Source organism: Bacillus sp. I-2 (assembly GCF_001974945.1).
In the GTDB taxonomy this organism is placed as follows: domain Bacteria; phylum Bacillota; class Bacilli; order Bacillales; family Bacillaceae; genus Bacillus; species Bacillus safensis.
Window position 1 is genome coordinate 229,918 of the sequence record NZ_LZRW01000045.1, and the last position, 17,355, is coordinate 247,272.

18 protein-coding genes are annotated in these 17,355 nt (G+C 41.6%); all 18 read left to right on the forward strand.

All coding sequences use genetic code 11. The features are described 5' to 3' along the window. Window positions 1-57 precede the first annotated feature (57 nt). The gene (gene aroC / locus BAE31_RS17665; RefSeq protein ID WP_076841012.1) at window positions 58-1,230 is read left to right on the forward strand and encodes a chorismate synthase; all 1,173 of its coding nucleotides are present in this window, start codon (window positions 58-60) and stop codon (window positions 1,228-1,230) included. After that, complete coding sequence (gene aroB, locus BAE31_RS17670; protein WP_041109628.1) at window positions 1,230-2,321, forward strand: 3-dehydroquinate synthase; 1,092 nt, start codon at window positions 1,230-1,232, stop codon at window positions 2,319-2,321. The genes aroC and aroB overlap by 1 nt, the downstream gene beginning before the upstream one ends. Then, complete coding sequence (aroH, locus tag BAE31_RS17675) at window positions 2,318-2,701, forward strand: chorismate mutase (protein WP_024422804.1); 384 nt, start codon at window positions 2,318-2,320, stop codon at window positions 2,699-2,701. The genes aroB and aroH overlap by 4 nt, the downstream gene beginning before the upstream one ends. 231 nt (window positions 2,702-2,932) lie before the next feature. Continuing rightward, complete coding sequence (trpE, locus tag BAE31_RS17680) at window positions 2,933-4,480, forward strand: anthranilate synthase component I (RefSeq protein ID WP_041109626.1); 1,548 nt, start codon at window positions 2,933-2,935, stop codon at window positions 4,478-4,480. After that, the gene (gene trpD, locus BAE31_RS17685) at window positions 4,452-5,474 is read left to right on the forward strand and encodes an anthranilate phosphoribosyltransferase (RefSeq protein ID WP_041109624.1); all 1,023 of its coding nucleotides are present in this window, start codon (window positions 4,452-4,454) and stop codon (window positions 5,472-5,474) included. Before trpE ends, trpD begins: the two co-directional genes overlap by 29 nt. Continuing rightward, the gene (gene trpC, locus BAE31_RS17690; RefSeq protein ID WP_041109622.1) at window positions 5,467-6,219 is read left to right on the forward strand and encodes an indole-3-glycerol phosphate synthase TrpC; all 753 of its coding nucleotides are present in this window, start codon (window positions 5,467-5,469) and stop codon (window positions 6,217-6,219) included. Before trpD ends, trpC begins: the two co-directional genes overlap by 8 nt. Then, on the forward strand, window positions 6,216-6,884 hold the full coding sequence (locus BAE31_RS17695; protein ID WP_076841013.1) for a phosphoribosylanthranilate isomerase: 669 nt from the start codon (window positions 6,216-6,218) through the stop codon (window positions 6,882-6,884). Before trpC ends, BAE31_RS17695 begins: the two co-directional genes overlap by 4 nt. Further along, window positions 6,865-8,064: a tryptophan synthase subunit beta gene (gene trpB, locus BAE31_RS17700; RefSeq protein ID WP_076841014.1), complete on the forward strand. Its 1,200-nt coding sequence runs from the start codon at window positions 6,865-6,867 to the stop codon at window positions 8,062-8,064. Before BAE31_RS17695 ends, trpB begins: the two co-directional genes overlap by 20 nt. Next, window positions 8,061-8,864: a tryptophan synthase subunit alpha gene (gene trpA, locus BAE31_RS17705; RefSeq protein WP_041109616.1), complete on the forward strand. Its 804-nt coding sequence runs from the start codon at window positions 8,061-8,063 to the stop codon at window positions 8,862-8,864. The genes trpB and trpA overlap by 4 nt, the downstream gene beginning before the upstream one ends. Before the next feature lie 11 nt (window positions 8,865-8,875). Then, the gene (gene hisC, locus BAE31_RS17710) at window positions 8,876-9,973 is read left to right on the forward strand and encodes a histidinol-phosphate transaminase (RefSeq protein ID WP_024422797.1); all 1,098 of its coding nucleotides are present in this window, start codon (window positions 8,876-8,878) and stop codon (window positions 9,971-9,973) included. Between the two features lie 114 nt (window positions 9,974-10,087). Further along, on the forward strand, window positions 10,088-11,203 hold the full coding sequence (locus tag BAE31_RS17715) for a prephenate dehydrogenase (RefSeq protein WP_076841015.1): 1,116 nt from the start codon (window positions 10,088-10,090) through the stop codon (window positions 11,201-11,203). A gap of 10 nt (window positions 11,204-11,213) precedes the next feature. Next, window positions 11,214-12,500 (forward strand): 3-phosphoshikimate 1-carboxyvinyltransferase, encoded by a 1,287-nt coding sequence (gene aroA / locus BAE31_RS17720; protein WP_076841016.1) that lies wholly within the window; start codon window positions 11,214-11,216, stop codon window positions 12,498-12,500. A gap of 279 nt (window positions 12,501-12,779) precedes the next feature. Continuing rightward, window positions 12,780-14,051 carry a tetratricopeptide repeat protein gene (locus BAE31_RS17725; protein ID WP_076841017.1) on the forward strand — a complete coding sequence of 424 codons (1,272 nt, stop codon included), beginning with the start codon at window positions 12,780-12,782 and terminating at the stop codon, window positions 14,049-14,051. 75 nt (window positions 14,052-14,126) lie between these two features. Continuing rightward, window positions 14,127-14,666, forward strand: a complete 540-nt coding sequence (locus BAE31_RS17730) for a ReoY family proteolytic degradation factor (RefSeq protein WP_008344562.1) — start codon at window positions 14,127-14,129, stop codon at window positions 14,664-14,666. Window positions 14,667-14,727: 61 nt separating this feature from the next. Continuing rightward, complete coding sequence (locus BAE31_RS17735; protein WP_076841018.1) at window positions 14,728-15,174, forward strand: YpiF family protein; 447 nt, start codon at window positions 14,728-14,730, stop codon at window positions 15,172-15,174. A 144-nt stretch (window positions 15,175-15,318) separates the two neighbouring features. After that, on the forward strand, window positions 15,319-15,825 hold the full coding sequence (locus tag BAE31_RS17740) for a ubiquinol-cytochrome c reductase iron-sulfur subunit (protein ID WP_007500911.1): 507 nt from the start codon (window positions 15,319-15,321) through the stop codon (window positions 15,823-15,825). Window positions 15,826-15,827: 2 nt separating this feature from the next. Further along, a complete protein-coding gene (gene qcrB / locus BAE31_RS17745; RefSeq protein WP_003215804.1) occupies window positions 15,828-16,502 on the forward strand; it encodes a menaquinol-cytochrome c reductase cytochrome b subunit in 675 nt (224 codons plus the stop codon). A gap of 41 nt (window positions 16,503-16,543) precedes the next feature. Next, the gene (locus BAE31_RS17750) at window positions 16,544-17,311 is read left to right on the forward strand and encodes a menaquinol-cytochrome c reductase cytochrome b/c subunit (RefSeq protein WP_024422792.1); all 768 of its coding nucleotides are present in this window, start codon (window positions 16,544-16,546) and stop codon (window positions 17,309-17,311) included. Window positions 17,312-17,355 lie beyond the last annotated feature (44 nt).

Consider the following 17,355-nt stretch of genomic DNA (forward strand, 5'->3'; position numbering starts at 1 on the left):
AAGTGTGTTATTATATTTTTACTTAAAAGCGTTAATGCGATGAAGGGAGATTGAGTCATGAGGTACTTAACAGCAGGTGAATCACATGGTCCACAACTGACCACAATTATTGAAGGAGTTCCAGCGGGACTTTACATAGAGCAGGATGACATCAATTATGAATTGGCTAGAAGACAAAAAGGTCATGGCCGCGGAAGAAGAATGCAGATTGAAAAAGACCAGGCGAAAGTGTTAAGTGGTGTTCGCCACGGGAGAACATTAGGTTCCCCAATCGCACTTGTTGTTGAAAACAACGACTGGAAGCATTGGACAAAGGTGATGGGGGCAGAGCCGATCACGGAAGAAGAAGAAAGTGAAATGAAGCGTCAAATCTCCCGTCCAAGACCAGGACATGCGGATTTAAATGGGGCGATCAAATATGGACACCGTGATATGAGAAACGTATTAGAGCGCTCATCAGCCCGCGAGACAACGGTTCGTGTAGCAGCAGGTGCAGTAGCGAAACAAATTTTGGCTCACCTTGGAATCAAAGTGGCTGGTCACGTCCTTGAAATTGGTGGAGTAAAAGCAGCTCATACAGCATATGAGTCTATTGAAGATTTGCAGAAGGTAACAGAAGAATCACCTGTTCGCTGCTATGACAGTGAAGCAGGTCAGAAAATGATGGATGCAATTGATGAAGCGAAGAAAAACGGCGATTCAATTGGCGGAATTGTTGAAGTCATCGTTGAAGGGATGCCCGTTGGGGTTGGCAGCTATGTTCATTACGACCGTAAATTGGACAGCAAGCTTGCTGGCGCTGTACTTAGTATCAACGCTTTTAAAGGGGTTGAATTCGGTATTGGCTTCGAGGCAGCCTCTAAAAATGGCAGTGAGGTCCATGATGAAATCATCTGGGATGAAGAAAAGGGCTATTCGAGAAAAACAAATCGCCTAGGTGGTCTTGAAGGCGGAATGTCAACGGGTATGCCAATTGTCGTAAGAGGGGTTATGAAACCAATCCCAACGCTTTATAAGCCGCTTCAAAGCGTTGACATTGAAACAAAAGAACCTTTCTCTGCAAGTATTGAACGATCTGACAGCTGTGCTGTTCCTGCTGCAAGTGTTGTTGCAGAAGCAGTCGTTGCATGGGAAATTGCCAATGCAGTTGTGGAGCAGTTTGGCCTTGACCAAATCGACCGCATTAAAGAAAATGTTGAGAAAATGCGCCAGCTTCAGAGGGAATTTTAATGAAAACACTGGAAGTTAAGACGTCTTCAGCCACTTATCCTGTATTTATCGGTGATGGGATTAAACGCAATATCGTCGACTTGATAACTTCCACTGGGCATTCCTATACGAAGCTCTTAATCGTCACAGATGCAGCTGTTGATGCCATTTATGGTGATGAGATGGTTCGCTTACTTCAGCAGAAGTGGCCAGTGAACAAAGTGGTTGTGCCGAGCGGAGAGCAGTCGAAATCCTTTGCCGAATTTGAGCATATTCATACGAAAGCCATTCAATTTCAGCTTGATCGTTCCTCCTGCATCATTGCGCTGGGAGGCGGCGTGATTGGAGATTTGGCTGGCTTTGCTGCTGCCACTTATATGAGAGGCATTGATTTTATCCAAGTGCCGACGACGCTCCTGGCACATGATAGTGCAGTTGGCGGGAAAACAGGGATCAACCATCCGCTCGGTAAAAATTTAATCGGTGCGTTTCATCAGCCGAAAGCTGTGATCTATGATACTAGTATGCTTGAGACACTATCTCAAATTGAACGAAGATCAGGCTTTGCAGAAGTCATCAAACATGCACTGATTTCAAGTGAAGAATTTTTATCAGAACTCATGTCCATTCGTTCTTTGACGGATTTATCAAAAAGCGAGCTGGCACATATGCTGTATCAAGGCATTCAAGTCAAAGCGTCAATCGTTCAAGAAGATGAAAAAGAACAAGGTGTGCGTGCATTTTTGAATTTAGGCCATACACTGGGGCATGCCATTGAAGCAGAGTATGGATATGGCGCCATCACGCACGGAGATGCCATTGCAATCGGCATGCAGTTTGCGCTGTATGTGAGCGAAAAGCAGCTGGGGCTCAGCCTTAATCGTTTGGAACTAAAAGAGTGGATGAAAGAGCTTGGATTCCCTGTACAAGTCACACAAGATATTTCCACGAAAACATTTGTTGACCGGATGATTGGTGATAAAAAAGCAAGAGGCGGCAGTGTTCAATTTGTTTTATTAAAACAGGTTGGAGACGTCACCTTACAGTCTTTCACAAAAGGTGAGCTGCACTACTGGCTCGAAGAATGGAAACGGGAGGAGGGATGTCTATGATGTTTCGCGGGATACGTGGGGCTACAACTGTGATAGAAGATACAGAAACAGAAGTGTTAAACAAAACGAAACAGCTGCTAGAAGCGATCATTTCAAGAAACCAAGTAGATCCAGAACGTGTCGTGCAGATCTTGATTTCAGCTACACAAGATATTCACTCCGTTTTTCCGGCAAAAGCACTTCGTCAGTTTGAAGGATGGACATATGTACCGGTTACTTGCATGCAGGAACTGGACATTGATGGCGGTTTAAAGCAATGTATTCGTGTCTTAATGACTGTCCAGACAGATACAAAGCAGGAAGACATACAGCATGTATACTTGGAAGAAGCTGTGACGCTTCGCCCTGATTTACAGTTGACAAAAAACAAGGAATTATAATACGATATGAACAGCCGAAGTTTACACACAGGTGTAAACGGCATTGCAAGCTTAGAGAAGATGAGAATGAGACTAGGGTAGTTGAGATGAGTAGAGTTGAGCAGAGATACGATACTTCTATTTAATCATACTGCCTAAAAGAGCAACCCTCTTTTAGGCTTATTTCGTATACTCATACAAACCCTCTATATGTCCCCTCATTCTCCTTAATCCCATTTAAGGAGTGTGCTTATGAATTCCCAATCAAACCTGACTCAATTTTTAAAGGACAGTGAGTCCTACAAAACGATCCCAATTGTTGAAACCATTACAGTCGATACGCTCTCACCGATTCAAATTGTTGAAAAACTCAAACAAGATATTGTGTATTTGCTAGAAAGCAAAGATGAGTCTTCCAGCTGGTCGAGATATTCCTTCATTGGATTGCACCCATTTTTAACCTTACATGATGACCAAAACAAATACGTTGCACGTGACGCTGCGGGGCAGGAAGTCATGCAAAAGCAAGAGCTGAAAGAACTGCTGGATTGGATGAAAGAGCAATATCAAATCAAAACGCCAGATATTGATATCCCATTTACAGGCGGGGCTGTTGGGTACTTAAGCTACGATCTGATCCCAAACATTGAACCTTCTGTCAGGCCTCACCGAAGCGCATCGACGACAGAAAATTGCACATTATTTGTCTGCCAAACGATGATTGCCTTTGATCATGAAACAAATCATGTTCATTTTATCCAATACACTCAGCTGGCCGGACATGAAACAGAAGACGAAAAAATTCGAGCTTACAAAGAAAATCAAAAACAGCTTGAACAGATGATTCACAAGCTCCATTCAAAGGTTGATATGAAAGAACTGATTTTATCAGGGAATATGAATGAGCCGCCATCCTTTGAACATGTGACGTCAACCTATGAAAAAGCGCAATTTTTAAAGGATGTAGAAAAAATCAAAGAATACATTCGAGCGGGTGACATTTTTCAAGGCGTACTCTCGCAGCGATTTGATATCCCTGTATCAGTGAGTTCATTTGAGTTATACCGCGTGCTTCGCATTGTGAATCCATCTCCTTACATGTATTTTATGAAATTAAAAGATCGTGATTTAGTCGGCAGCTCGCCAGAACGATTAATCCATGCCAAAAATGGGCATTTAGAAATTCATCCTATTGCTGGCACAAGAAAACGAGGAACAACAAGAGAAGAGGATGCTGAACTAGCAAGAGAGCTGCTTGAAGATGAAAAGGAAAAAGCCGAGCATTACATGTTAGTGGATCTTGCCAGAAATGATGTAGGCCGTGTGGCAGAATACGGCAGTGTGTCCGTACCAACCTTTACAAAAGTAGTGAACTTCTCTCATGTCATGCACATCATCTCTATTGTGACAGGAAAGCTAAAGCGGGATACACATCCAGTTGATGCGCTCATGTCCGCATTCCCAGCAGGCACATTAACAGGTGCCCCGAAAATAAGAGCGATGCAATTATTAAATGAAATGGAGCCTGAGCCAAGGGAAACGTATGGCGGCTGTATTGCTTATATTGGATTCGACGGCAATATCGACTCCTGTATTACGATTCGTACGATGAGCGTCAAAAATCAGACCGCTTCTATACAAGCAGGCGCCGGCATTGTGGCTGATTCTGTCCCGGAAAATGAATGGGAAGAGACTTGTAACAAGGCAGGAGCACTTCTGAAAGCCATTCAGCTTGCGGAACATATTTTCTCAGAAAAGGAGAGTGTGCAGGATGAATCACCGACTATCAGCTCTTGTTAATGGAGGCTTTCTATCAGAAAATGAAGCAAATAAACTCATGCATGATATGATGAGCGGCTTTTTAACAGATGCTGAAGTCGCTGCAAGTCTCTCGATTTTAGCGCATAGAGGAGAAACCGCTGAAGAAATGACGGGTTTTGTGAAAGCCATGAGGCAAAATGCAGCACCAATGGAACGAGCGCTTGATGTTGTAGATACTTGCGGCACAGGAGGCGATGGACTCTCCACCTTTAATATATCAACTGCCGCTGCCATTGTCGCTTCCGCTGCTGGAGCCAAAATCGCCAAACATGGAAATCGATCAGTTTCTTCTAAAAGCGGGAGTGCCGATGTACTAGAGTGTCTTGGGATTCATATTCAATCCACACCAGAAGAAACAAGAAGACAAATACAAGAGAAAAACATGGGCTTTTTATTTGCTCCATTGTATCATTCATCTATGAAACAAGTAGCCGCAGTCCGCAAGCAGCTCGGCTTCCGGACGGTATTTAATCTCTTAGGACCGCTTTGCCACCCAATGCAAGCCAAAAAGCAAATCATCGGTGTCTACTCAAAGGAAAAGGCAAAATTAATGGCAAAAGCCCTTGCACCGTTAGAGCCAGAACATGTGCTGTTTGTTTGCGGAGAAGATGGACTGGATGAATTAACGATTACAGCAAATTCATATGTGATTGAACTTAAAAAAGATGTCATGACAGAATATACACTCAATCCAGAAGACTTTGGGCTGCAAAAAGGATACTTATCAGATATTCAGGTCCAATCACCGGAAGAGAGTGCTAAATTGATTCAGAATATATTGAATCATCAAACAGGAGGGGCACCGCTTCATATTACAGCCCTGAATGCTGGAGCCGCTTTATATGTCGCAGGGAAGTCAGAAAGCCTCATGGCCGGAACATTAAAAGCGATTGAAACGATTAAAAACGGCGCAGCCAAAGAACAATTGGCTCGTTTAAAACAAAAAACGAGAGAGGAAGAGATCTATGCTTAATCAAATCATTGCCCGCAAAAAAGAACATATCCAAACATTGCAGTTACCAGTAGATGGACACTTTGAAAGACGATCATTTAAAGAAGCACTCATGAATCCTCATCGCTCAATTGGTCTAATTGCGGAGGTGAAAAAAGCGTCTCCTTCCAAAGGAATCATTCAACCGAATTTTGATCCTTTACAAACAGCAAAAGCTTACGAAAAATCAAACGCTGATTGCTTATCTGTTTTAACGGATGAACCGTTCTTTCAAGGGAAAAACGAATACTTATCCCTCATTAAAAAACACGTAGATCGTCCAATTTTAAGAAAAGATTTCATCATTGACTCCATACAGGTAGAAGAGTCAAGACGTATAGGGGCAGATGCCATTTTATTAATTGGAGAAGTACTTGAGCCGCAAAAGCTGCAAGAGCTCTATGCTGAAGCGAAAGAGAAAGGCCTTGATGTCCTTGTCGAAGTACATGCAGCAGATACACTGGAAAATATTTTAAAGTTGTTCACTCCTGAAATCATTGGAGTGAACAACCGGAATTTAAATACATTTACAACAACAGTTGAACAAACAAAAGAGATCGCACCCCTCGTTCCAAACGATGTCTTACTAGTGAGTGAGAGCGGTATTCAAACATTTGATGATCTGACCTTTGTGAAGAAACATGGAGCGGGTGCAGTTCTTGTAGGAGAATCATTAATGAGAGAACAATCACAAGAAAAAGCCGTTCAAACATTGTTTGGAGAATGAACAGGATGAAGCCTTATGTAAAATATTGCGGGGCAGTATCACAAGATGATGTGGAATGTATTGCGCAATCTCACGCAGATGCCATTGGATTTATTTTTGCTCCAAGTAAAAGACAAGTCCAGCCAGATCAAGTGAAACAATGGCTCATCCATACAAAGTGTGAGAAAAAAATTGCCGGTGTATTTGTAAATGAAAAGATCGAAAAAGTGTGTGAGATCACAAAACATATACCTTTAGATATCGTACAGCTTCATGGAGATGAAACGCAGGATGACGCTAAAGAAATCAAACAACAAACAGGGGCTGTCGTTTGGAAAGTGTTCCACCACGAATCCAATATCACAAACACGCTTGAAAAAATGACGGCATTTGCGCCTGTTGTCGATGGCTTCCTTATTGATGCGAAAGTAAAAGGGATGAGAGGCGGCTCTGGAACAGCTTTTGCTTGGGAGACGGTGCCTGCATACGTTAAGCATGCAAAACGGCTGGAGAAAACTTGCATAATTGCAGGCGGTATCACACCAGAAACGATAGCAGAGCTCCTTGCCTATGGTCCAGAAGCGATCGATCTTTCAAGCGGAATAGAAGAAAACGGGAAGAAAAGCAGCGCTAAGATCGAAGCGCTCGAAGAAAGGATGTTAAATGATGTACGCATATCCAAATGAGATTGGCAGATACGGAGAATTCGGAGGGAAATTTGTCCCGGAAACGCTCATGCAGCCACTTGCAGAAATCGAGCAGGCATTTCGTGAATTAAAAGAAGACCCTGCTTTTCAAGCAGAATATGTATCACTACTTCGAAACTATTCAGGCAGACCAACTGCGCTTACATATGCTGACCAATTATCAGCATACCTCGGCGGCGCAAAAATCTATTTAAAAAGAGAAGATTTAAACCACACGGGTGCTCATAAAATTAACAATGCGCTTGGTCAGGCCCTGCTTGCGAAAAAAATGGGGAAATCAAACATCATAGCAGAAACAGGCGCGGGGCAGCACGGAGTAGCTGCTGCAACGGTGGCCGCAAAGTTCGGGTTATCCTGCACGGTATTTATGGGAAAAGAAGATGTGGAAAGACAATCACTCAATGTCTTTCGAATGAAACTGCTTGGCGCTGAAGTTATACCTGTCACAAGCGGGAATGGCACACTAAAAGATGCAACCAACGAAGCCATCCGCTATTGGGTTCAGCACTGCAGTGATCATTTTTATATGATTGGCTCCGTTGTAGGCCCTCATCCGTATCCTCAAATCGTCAGCGAGTTCCAGCGGATGATTGGTGATGAAGCAAAAGAGCAGCTGCTTGAAAAAGAAGGAAGGCTTCCTCATAAAGTCATTGCCTGTGTTGGCGGCGGAAGTAATGCCATTGGAATGTACCGAGCATTTTTAGATGAAGAGGTAGATATCATTGGTGTAGAGGCAGCTGGAAAAGGAATCGATACGCCGCTCCATGCTGCAACCATCACGAAAGGAACCAAAGGAGTGATCCATGGGTCTTTGACATATTTAATCCAAGACGAATTTGGCCAAATTATTGAGCCATATTCTATTTCCGCTGGTTTAGATTATCCGGGAATTGGACCAGAGCACGCATATTTACATGCGAGCGGGAGGGTTCAATATGTGAGTGCAACAGATCAAGAAGCACTAGATGCCCTAAAACTGCTGACTGAAAAAGAAGGAATACTTCCAGCAATTGAATCTGCACATGCGTTAGCCAAGGCGTTTGAGATAAGCAAGACGATGAATGAAGATGAAATCATTCTTGTCTGCCTGTCAGGAAGAGGCGATAAGGATGTGCATACATTAATGAACGTGCTCGAAAGTGAGGGGAAAACAAAATGATTAGATTTCAATTAGAGCAAGGCGAAAAATTATTTATCCCATTTATCACAGCTGGAGATCCGTCAGAAGACATCACGATTGATTTAGCTATCTCCCTTCAAGCAGCCGGTGCACATGCGATTGAACTCGGTGTTCCTTATTCCGATCCACTAGCAGACGGTCCTGTCATTCAAAGAGCCTCCAAAAGAGCTCTAAATCATGGCATGAATATCGTAAAAGCGATAGAATTAGCAGGGAAGATGAAAAAAAACGGTGTAAAAATTCCTGTAATTCTATTTACGTATTATAATCCTGTGTTACAATTAGACACAGAATACTTTTTCGCTTTACTGCGCAAAAATCATATTTCGGGACTCTTAACACCCGACTTGCCGTTTGAAGAGAGCAGCGAGCTGCAAAAGAACTGTCAAACACATGACATTTCATATATTTCACTCGTTGCACCAACAAGCAAGGAACGATTAGTAAACATTGTAGAGCAGGCAGAAGGTTTTGTGTATTGTGTTTCATCTCTTGGTGTAACAGGTGTCAGACAATCCTTTGACGCGTCAATTACAGATTTTATTCAACAAGTGAAACAGCTGAGTCACATACCGGTTGCGGTCGGTTTTGGCATCTCAACAAGAGAGCAGGTAGACTCAATGAATAAACTGAGTGACGGTGTTGTTGTCGGAAGTGCACTTGTGAAAAAAATTGAAGAGCTTCAAGAACAATTGCTGGCAAGTGATACACGTCAAGAGGCTTTAAGAGAATTTGAAACATATGCAAAAACATTTAGTCCCCTCTATTCATTCAAATGAGGTGAAACATTTTGCAAATCAAAGATCAATTAAAACAGCTAAAACCGTATCAACCTGGGAAACCAATTGAAGAGGTCAAAAAAGAATATCAATTAGACAAAATTGTGAAATTGGCTTCAAATGAAAACCCTTTTGGATGTTCTGTACATGCAAGAGAGGCAATACAAGCTGAGCTCGAACATCTAGCGATTTATCCGGATGGATACAGCGCAAGTTTAAGAACGGAGCTTGCTGAGTTTCTTCAAGTAAGTGAAAAACAATTAATTTTCGGGAACGGCTCAGATGAACTTGTGCAAATTATTGCGAGAGCATTCCTTGACCAACATACAAATACCGTCATCCCATCTCCATCTTTTCCGCAATATCGTCACAATGCAGTGATTGAACATGCTGAAATTCGAGAAGTGCCTCTTTTAGAAGGGGGAGCTCACGATCTGAAGGGCATGCTGGATGCGATCGATGAAAATACGAAGGTTGTCTGGGTATGTAATCCAAATAACCCGACAGGAAATCATTTGTCAGAATCTGAGATTGTGGCGTTTTTAGACGAAGTGCCAGCTCACGTGCTTGTTGTACTAGATGAAGCGTATTTTGAGTACGTTCGTGCGGAAGATTTTCCAAACAGTTTATCTTTATTACACAATTATCAAAATGTCATTGTACTTCGAACGTTTTCTAAAGCATATGGACTTGCAGCGCTTCGAGTAGGCTACGGAATTGCATCAGAAGAGCTGATTACTGCCATTGAACCAGCGAGAGAGCCGTTTAATACTAGCCGTATCGCTCAGGCAGCTGCTCGTGCAGCGATCAAAGATCAAGATTTCATACAATCATGCAGACAGAAAAACGAAGCAGGTCTCAAGCAATATCAAGATTTTGCTGACCGTTTTGGACTATATATCTATCCATCTCAAACAAACTTTGTGCTGATTGATTTTAAAAGAGATGCAGATGAATTGTTCAATGCATTATTGAAAAAAGGTTACATTGTTCGTTCCGGTAAAGCACTTGGTTTTCCGACTTCTTTACGTATTACCGTCGGAACAAAAGAGCAAAATGAAGACATTCTAAGCACACTTGCCGATTTACTGCAAGGCATTCGTGCGTAGCATAACCATAAAGTCATATCCTAAGGCAGGATATGGCTTTCATTGTACCAACCTCAATACATATAAGCTGTTGAAATAGGTTGTTTAATTTTCGCGAAAAATCAGGTGATGAATATGAATGATGCAAACGAAACAATATTAATCGCTGGACTCGGTTTAATTGGGGGATCCATTGCACTCTCGATTAAAAAAGAGTATCCTCATAAAAAAATTGTAGGATTTGATGTTTCCAAAGAGCAAATGGTTGCTGCAACGAAGCTGGGAATTATTGATGCAACAGCTGATTCGTTTTTGGCTGGTTTAGAAGAATCTTCGACCATTATTTTGGCAACACCTGTCCAGCAAACAGTAAAGATGCTTAGTGATATTGCAGACTCTGGAATTGAAAGAGAGCTCATAATCACTGATGTCGGCAGCACAAAGCAAAAGGTCGTCCATTTTGCTGAAAAAGCGCTGCCTGAGCATTACCAATTTATTGGTGGACATCCAATGGCAGGCTCTCATAAGTCAGGTGTTATTGCAGCAAAAGACTTTTTATTTGAAAATGCGTTCTACATTTTAACGCCTGCAAAGGAAACAAACCGCCAAGCTGTTGATCGGTTGATGGATTTGTTAAAGGGGACAAATGCTCATTTCATCGAGATGACACCAGAAGAACATGATGCTGTGACAAGTGTAATTAGCCATTTTCCTCATATTGTTGCAGCCAGCCTTGTGCATCAAGCACATCATTTTGAAGAACAATTCCCACTTGTTAAACGGTTTGCGGCTGGAGGCTTTCGTGATATCACACGGATTGCTTCAAGCAATCCTGCAATGTGGCGGGATATCCTGCTGCACAATAAACACAAGATTTTAGACCGATTCCATGAATGGAAAAAAGAGATTAACCGCATTGAAACCTTCGTAGAGCAAGAAGATGCTGAAGGATTGTTCTCTTATTTTCAAGATGCAAAGGAATATCGTGATGGACTGCCTCTAAGGAAAAAAGGAGCCATTCCTGCCTTTTATGATCTGTATGTCGATGTTCCGGATCACCCCGGGGTCATATCGGAGATTACAGGGCATCTAGCAAGTGAAAACATTAGTATTACAAATATCCGTATTATTGAGACGCGGGAAGACATTAATGGGATTTTACGCATTAGTTTTCAAACAGATGACGACCGCAAGCGTGCAGAAATCTGTATAAAAAATAGAGCGAATTACGATACATTTTATGCTGACTGAGGTGACAAACATGAAAATTCATAAAAAAGCTCCTATGAATGGAGAAATTCATATCCCAGGTGATAAATCTATTTCACATAGATCAGTGATGTTTGGTGCAATTGCTGAAGGGACCACAGTAGTGAAAAACTTTCTTCCTGGAGCTGACTGTTTAAGTACGATTGATTGCTTTAGAAAGATGGGCGTTGAAATTGAACAAAAAGGGACAGATGTTGTCATTCATGGTAAAGGACTGAAAGAGCTCAAGGAGCCGTCTGACATTCTCGATGTTGGCAATTCTGGTACAACCATTCGATTAATGATGGGAATATTAGCTGGTTGTGAGTTTCACAGTACACTAATTGGTGATGAGAGTATTGCCAAAAGACCCATGAAACGTGTGACGGGTCCGCTTAAACAACTAGGAGCCAAAATAGACGGCAGAGCAAATGGCGAGTATACACCACTGTCTATTCGTGGCGGTCATTTAAAAGGCATATCTTATGAGTCTCCGGTGGCAAGTGCACAAATTAAGTCGGCTGTCCTTTTAGCTGGGCTGCAAGCAGAGGGTACAACAACATTAACTGAACCACATAAATCAAGAGATCATACAGAAAGAATGCTCTCTATGTTTGGTGTAAAACTAGATGAAGATGAACAAAGTGTTTCTATTGAAGGCGGCCAGACATTAACAGCAACAGATATATTTGTTCCTGGAGACATCTCTTCAGCTGCATTTTTCCTTGTAGCTGGATCAATCGTTCCTAACAGCCGGATTGTCTTAAAAAATGTCGGGCTAAACAAAACAAGAACAGGTATTATTGATGTGCTGAAACTTATGGGTGCAAATCTTGAAATCAATGAAGTAGATGCCAAAGGCGGAGAACCGTATGGTGATTTAACGATTTCTACTTCATCATTAAAAGGGATTGAAATTTCTGGTGACATGATTTCAAGACTCATCGATGAAATTCCGATTATTGCACTTCTTGCGACCCAAGCAGAAGGAACAACGATCATTAAAGATGCTGCTGAGTTAAAAGTTAAAGAAACTAATCGAATTGATACAGTCGTATCAGAACTTAAAAAACTCGGTGCTGATATTGAAGCAACAGATGATGGTATGAAGATTCATGGTAAAACTACGCTTCAAGGCGGCGCAGTCGTCTCCAGCTACGGAGATCACCGTATCGGTATGATGCTGGGAATTGCCGCATGTGTGACAAAGCAAGCAATTGAGATTGAAGATACAGATGCTGTTCGTGTCTCATACCCGAATTTCTTTGAACACATTGAATATTTAACGAAAACAGTCTGAGGAGGTCCTCAGGCTTTTTCTTTCCTTTTGCATATTTGTCAGAAATATAGCATAGCTTGTCTCAAGGTGAAACCTTGAAAAAAACATTTTGTCCGATAAAAATAGTGTCTGCAGTTTACAAATCATCAGTTTCTTATAGGATGAAATGAAAAACAGTCTTTAAAACACAAAAATGGGTTCATTTTAAAAGAGCAACATATTTGCTGGATGTGTACCTGTCGATTATGATATGAAGTAACAATAGTTTAGGTTTTTGGAAACAGAAAGGAACGGTTTGATTTGAATAGTTCATTACAAGAAGCCATAAAATTAGTTGAGGCGGGTGAGACTGAAAAAGGACTCCAAACACTTGCTCAAGCAGAGAAGCATTTGCATGATGAAGAAAAGGCGCAAGCGGCTCAATTATATTATGATTGGGGAGATATCGATAAAGCACGGTATCTCATCAGTGATTTACATGATTTATATCCAGAGGAAACAGGTTTAACGTGTTTTTATGCAGAGCTGTTGATTGACTCTGATGAAGAAGAGAAGGCGATTTCAGTATTAGAAACGATTCCTGAAGATGATGATGCGTACCCAGAGAGTTTATTGTTAATGGCAGATTTGTATCAAATGCAAGGACTATTTGAAGTCAGTGAACAAAAGCTTTTAAAAGCGAAAGAACTACTTCCGAATGAAGCCATCATCGATTTTGCATTAGGTGAGTTGTATTTTTCTCAAGGCCTTTCAAAGAAAGCGGCCGATTATTTCTACAAAGTGGCAGATCAACAGCATGAGGTTGGCGGTGTCAATGTGTATCAGCGGCTCGCTGAATCGCTCAGCACAGCTGGAGAATTTGAGGATGCACTTGAATGGTACGAAAAGGCAGTAAAAGATCAAGCAGACCCGAATACTCTTTTTGGCTACGGATTTACAGCAATGAGGGCTGGCAGAACGAAAACAGCCATTCAGCAGCTTACAGAACTGAAAGATATTGATCCGTCCTATTCGTCACTATATATGCCTTTAGCGAAAAGTTATGAGGAAGAAGGACTATATCACGAGGCTTTAGAAGTAGTAAAAGAGGGTATTAAAGTTGATGAGTATAACAAAGAATTATATTTATATGGTGCCAAGATTGATTTGAAAAATGGGGATTCAGAAGATGCGAAAAAACTGCTTCAAGAAGCACTTGCTCTCGATCCGGGTTATATTGAAGCAGTTCAAACATTGCTGGCGATCTATTTAAATGAAGAGCTGTTTGATGAAATTCTGGATGTTATTAAAGAGGTTAAAAGCTTTGGGGAAGATGATCCAAAATGGAATTGGTATGCTGCATCTGCTTCTGTCGGGCGAGAAGAATACAAAGAAGCGGCCGAATATTTCAAGCTTGCCCTGCCTGATTTTGATGAGGAACGTGACTTTTTATATGAATACGCTTCGTTCCTTTTAGAAGAGGGCAGACAAAAAGAAGCATTGCCGTTATTACGCAAAGTTCTAGAGAAAGATGGTACGAATGAAGAAATTGAAGAAACGATTTTAAGAATTGAAGACGAAATTTCCTTATAGTTTGCAGGAATGAAGAACTGGTTTGTTGAATAATTCATGTATAGCAATTTAATTTACGATAGAGGAGGGAATAACATGCAGACCCCTGTTTCTGTCAATGAAAAAAAGGAATTTATCCGGTGGTTCTTAAACCATTATCAGCTAAAGCGAAGAGAGTGTGTTTGGATATTAAATTATTTAATGAGTCACGACTCTTTGATGGAAAAGGTTCATTTTGTAGAGCAAGCAGAATTTTGCCCAAGGGGAATCATCATGTCAACACACTGTGTGGATGAAGTTCCCTTTAGATTTTATAAAGAAAACATCATGACGACAGATGCTGAAAAGTCATTTCATGATATTCGTTTGAATAAACAGCAGGATTTGTTTATTCAATTGAATTTCCGTTCTGCTTATCGTTCGCCGGAATATGCAGCTGTTCTTGAAACAAATCCTCATATTCCAAAGGATCTTTATGAGAACGAAAAAGATAAGGATCTTGCTGAGAAAGTGCTTGAGCACTCAATCGCAACTTTCCAAAAAGAACGACTCATGAAAGAGATAGATGAAGCACTTGACCGTCATGATCAAGAAACATTTAATAAGCTGGCAAAAGAATTAAGCCTATTGTCATAAACTGAACGAATAAGCCTTGCCCTATACAGGCAGGGCTTATGTCATGAAAGAGGGGAAATGGATGAAGTTTCAAGCAGAGGACGCGGATCGCTTTTTGCAATCTAAAGCTTACATTGATACCGCTATCATTCCATTAGTTGGGATTGATGCGGATCAAATGAAACAAACCGTGTCTTTAGGAGAGTTTACTATTCTTGTAGCAGATGAACTTGAAAGACAGTTAAAAGGGCGGGTTTTTCTTTTTCCGCCACATACATATTTGGAAGTGAGTGACCGGAAACCAGAAGACATACTCACAATGAAGCAGTCGCTCAAAGATCATTTTCAGCATGTCATATTGATCACATCTGATCACAAGTGGAAAGAGCATGCTGAGATCAGTGAATTGCTATTTTTGCTCAAGCCGGTTCCGCTGGAGCATTTGAAGGTTGAATTAAAGCAAAAAGTCATTCAAGACAGTGTAGAACAAATTTTGAACTTTTTGTTACAAAAATGGAACCCTTCATAAAAACCCTTACATTTGCATTGTACATAGCTTTTTAGGATGTTGACCTTGTGAATAGATTGATATATTATGAGGGTGTCCTAGTTTTATGAAATTTTTTCTAATTCAGTTATAAAGTAGCTGACGACCTGAGGGGGGGAGAAAAAAATGAGCGAGAAGAGACATGGAGTGTCCAGGCGTCAATTTTTGAATTACACGTTGACCGGCGTGGGGGGATTTATGGCCGCTGGAATGCTCATGCCTATGGTTCGCTTTGCGCTTGACCCTGTGCTAAAAGGAACAGAGGATCAGGATATGGTTCAAGTTGTCAGTGTAGATGAATTGACAAAGGAACCGAAGCGCTTTGACTTTAAAATTGATCAAGTAGATGCATGGTACGAGTCAAAGGAATCTAGGTCAGCATGGGTGTACAAAGAAGGGGATGAAATTGTCGCTTTATCGCCAATTTGTAAACATTTAGGATGTACAGTGAACTGGAACAGTGATCCGAAAAATCCAAACAAATTTTTCTGCCCGTGCCATTATGGGCTGTACGACAAGGATGGTACAAACGTACCCGGAACTCCACCGCTTGCACCGCTTGACCATTATAAGCAGCAAGTGAAGGACGGATACCTCTATCTTGGAAAAGCTGTGCCGAAAGGGGAAGGGTAACGATGCTTAACAAGATTTACGATTGGGTAGATGAGCGGCTGGACATTACACCGATATGGAGAGATATTGCGGATCACGAGGTGCCAGAGCACGTCAACCCAGCACATCATTTCTCCGCTTTTGTGTATTGTTTTGGCGGTTTAACGTTTTTTGTGACAGTCATTCAAGTCCTTTCGGGCATGTTTTTAACGATGTATTACGTGCCGGATATTAAAAATGCCTGGGAATCTGTCTATTATTTGCAAAATGAAGTGGCATTTGGACAGATTGTCAGAGGGATGCACCACTGGGGTGCGAGTTTAGTCATTGTGATGATGTTTTTACATACGCTAAGGGTCTTTTTCCAAGGGGCGTATAAAAAGCCTAGAGAGCTGAACTGGATTGTTGGTGTGCTCATTTTCTTTGTGATGCTTGGACTTGGTTTTACAGGTTATCTTTTACCATGGGATATGAAGGCGCTGTTTGCGACGAAGGTTGGTCTTCAAATAGCAGAAGCAACACCTTTCATTGGTAAAGAGATCAAAACGCTGCTTGCAGGTCATCCTGACATTGTAGGGGCACAAACGCTGACGAGATTTTTCGCTATCCATGTCTTTTTCTTGCCAGCGGCATTATTTGGGCTGATGGCTGCCCACTTTATTATGATTCGTAAGCAAGGAATTTCTGGACCGCTATAAAATGCTGCGTTTGATGTATTTTCAATGAGGAGGGGATGACTTTGCATAGGGGAAAAGGGATGAAGTTTGTCGGAGATTCCAGAATACCGGCAGAAAGAAAACCTAACATACCTAAAGACTATTCCGAATATCCGGGAAAAACAGAAGCCTTTTGGCCGAACTTTCTTTTAAAGGAATGGCTTGTAGGTGCCGTTTTTTTAATTGGATTTCTTGTCCTAACTGTTGTTCATGCGCCTCCGCTTGAGCGGATGGCTGATCCTACAGATACTGGCTATATTCCGCTGCCAGACTGGTATTTCCTATTTTTGTACCAGTTATTAAAATATGAATTTGCTGCAGGAAACTTCACTGTCGTCGGCGCGATGATTATGCCTGGAATTGCGTTTGGTGCACTTTTGCTCGCACCATTTCTTGATTCAGGTCCAGAACGCAGACCGTATAGAAGACCAATTGCAGTCGGGATGATGATTCTTGCAGTCGGCGCAGCAACGTATTTAACGTGGGAGTCTGTTGCAACTCATGATTGGGAAGCAGCGGCAAAACAAGGTGAGATTAAGAAAGAAGCAGAGATTGATACTTCAGCTGAAGAGTATAAAATTTATCAAGAGCAGACATGTATCTCCTGCCATGGAGATAACATGCAGGGCGGAGCAGCCGGACCGTCACTCGTTGACAACGGTCTTTCGCCTGAGGAGATCGCTAAAATCGCTGTAGAAGGTAAAGGCAACATGCCGAAGGGTGTCTTTAAAGGCAGTGATGAAGAACTTGAGAAGCTCTCTAAATATTTATCTGAGGTCAAATCAAAATAATTCAGTTGTTTAAATGCAAGTACAAGGATATACTCAAAAGAGAA

Bases quoted from the DNA above. Each gene is read 5' to 3' on its own strand.
- aroC (WP_076841012.1), top strand. From the start codon at position 58: ATGAGGTACTTAACAGCAGGTGAATCACATGGTCCACAACTGACCACA.
- aroB (WP_041109628.1), top strand. From the start codon at position 1,230: ATGAAAACACTGGAAGTTAAGACGTCTTCAGCCACTTATCCTGTATTT.
- aroH (WP_024422804.1), top strand. From the start codon at position 2,318: ATGATGTTTCGCGGGATACGTGGGGCTACAACTGTGATAGAAGATACA.
- trpE (WP_041109626.1), top strand. From the start codon at position 2,933: ATGAATTCCCAATCAAACCTGACTCAATTTTTAAAGGACAGTGAGTCC.
- trpD (WP_041109624.1), top strand. From the start codon at position 4,452: ATGAATCACCGACTATCAGCTCTTGTTAATGGAGGCTTTCTATCAGAA.
- trpC (WP_041109622.1), top strand. From the start codon at position 5,467: ATGCTTAATCAAATCATTGCCCGCAAAAAAGAACATATCCAAACATTG.
- BAE31_RS17695 (WP_076841013.1), top strand. From the start codon at position 6,216: ATGAACAGGATGAAGCCTTATGTAAAATATTGCGGGGCAGTATCACAA.
- trpB (WP_076841014.1), top strand. From the start codon at position 6,865: ATGTACGCATATCCAAATGAGATTGGCAGATACGGAGAATTCGGAGGG.
- trpA (WP_041109616.1), top strand. From the start codon at position 8,061: ATGATTAGATTTCAATTAGAGCAAGGCGAAAAATTATTTATCCCATTT.
- BAE31_RS17715 (WP_076841015.1), top strand. From the start codon at position 10,088: ATGAATGATGCAAACGAAACAATATTAATCGCTGGACTCGGTTTAATT.
- aroA (WP_076841016.1), top strand. From the start codon at position 11,214: ATGAAAATTCATAAAAAAGCTCCTATGAATGGAGAAATTCATATCCCA.
- BAE31_RS17730 (WP_008344562.1), top strand. From the start codon at position 14,127: ATGCAGACCCCTGTTTCTGTCAATGAAAAAAAGGAATTTATCCGGTGG.
- BAE31_RS17735 (WP_076841018.1), top strand. From the start codon at position 14,728: ATGAAGTTTCAAGCAGAGGACGCGGATCGCTTTTTGCAATCTAAAGCT.
- BAE31_RS17740 (WP_007500911.1), top strand. From the start codon at position 15,319: ATGAGCGAGAAGAGACATGGAGTGTCCAGGCGTCAATTTTTGAATTAC.
- qcrB (WP_003215804.1), top strand. From the start codon at position 15,828: ATGCTTAACAAGATTTACGATTGGGTAGATGAGCGGCTGGACATTACA.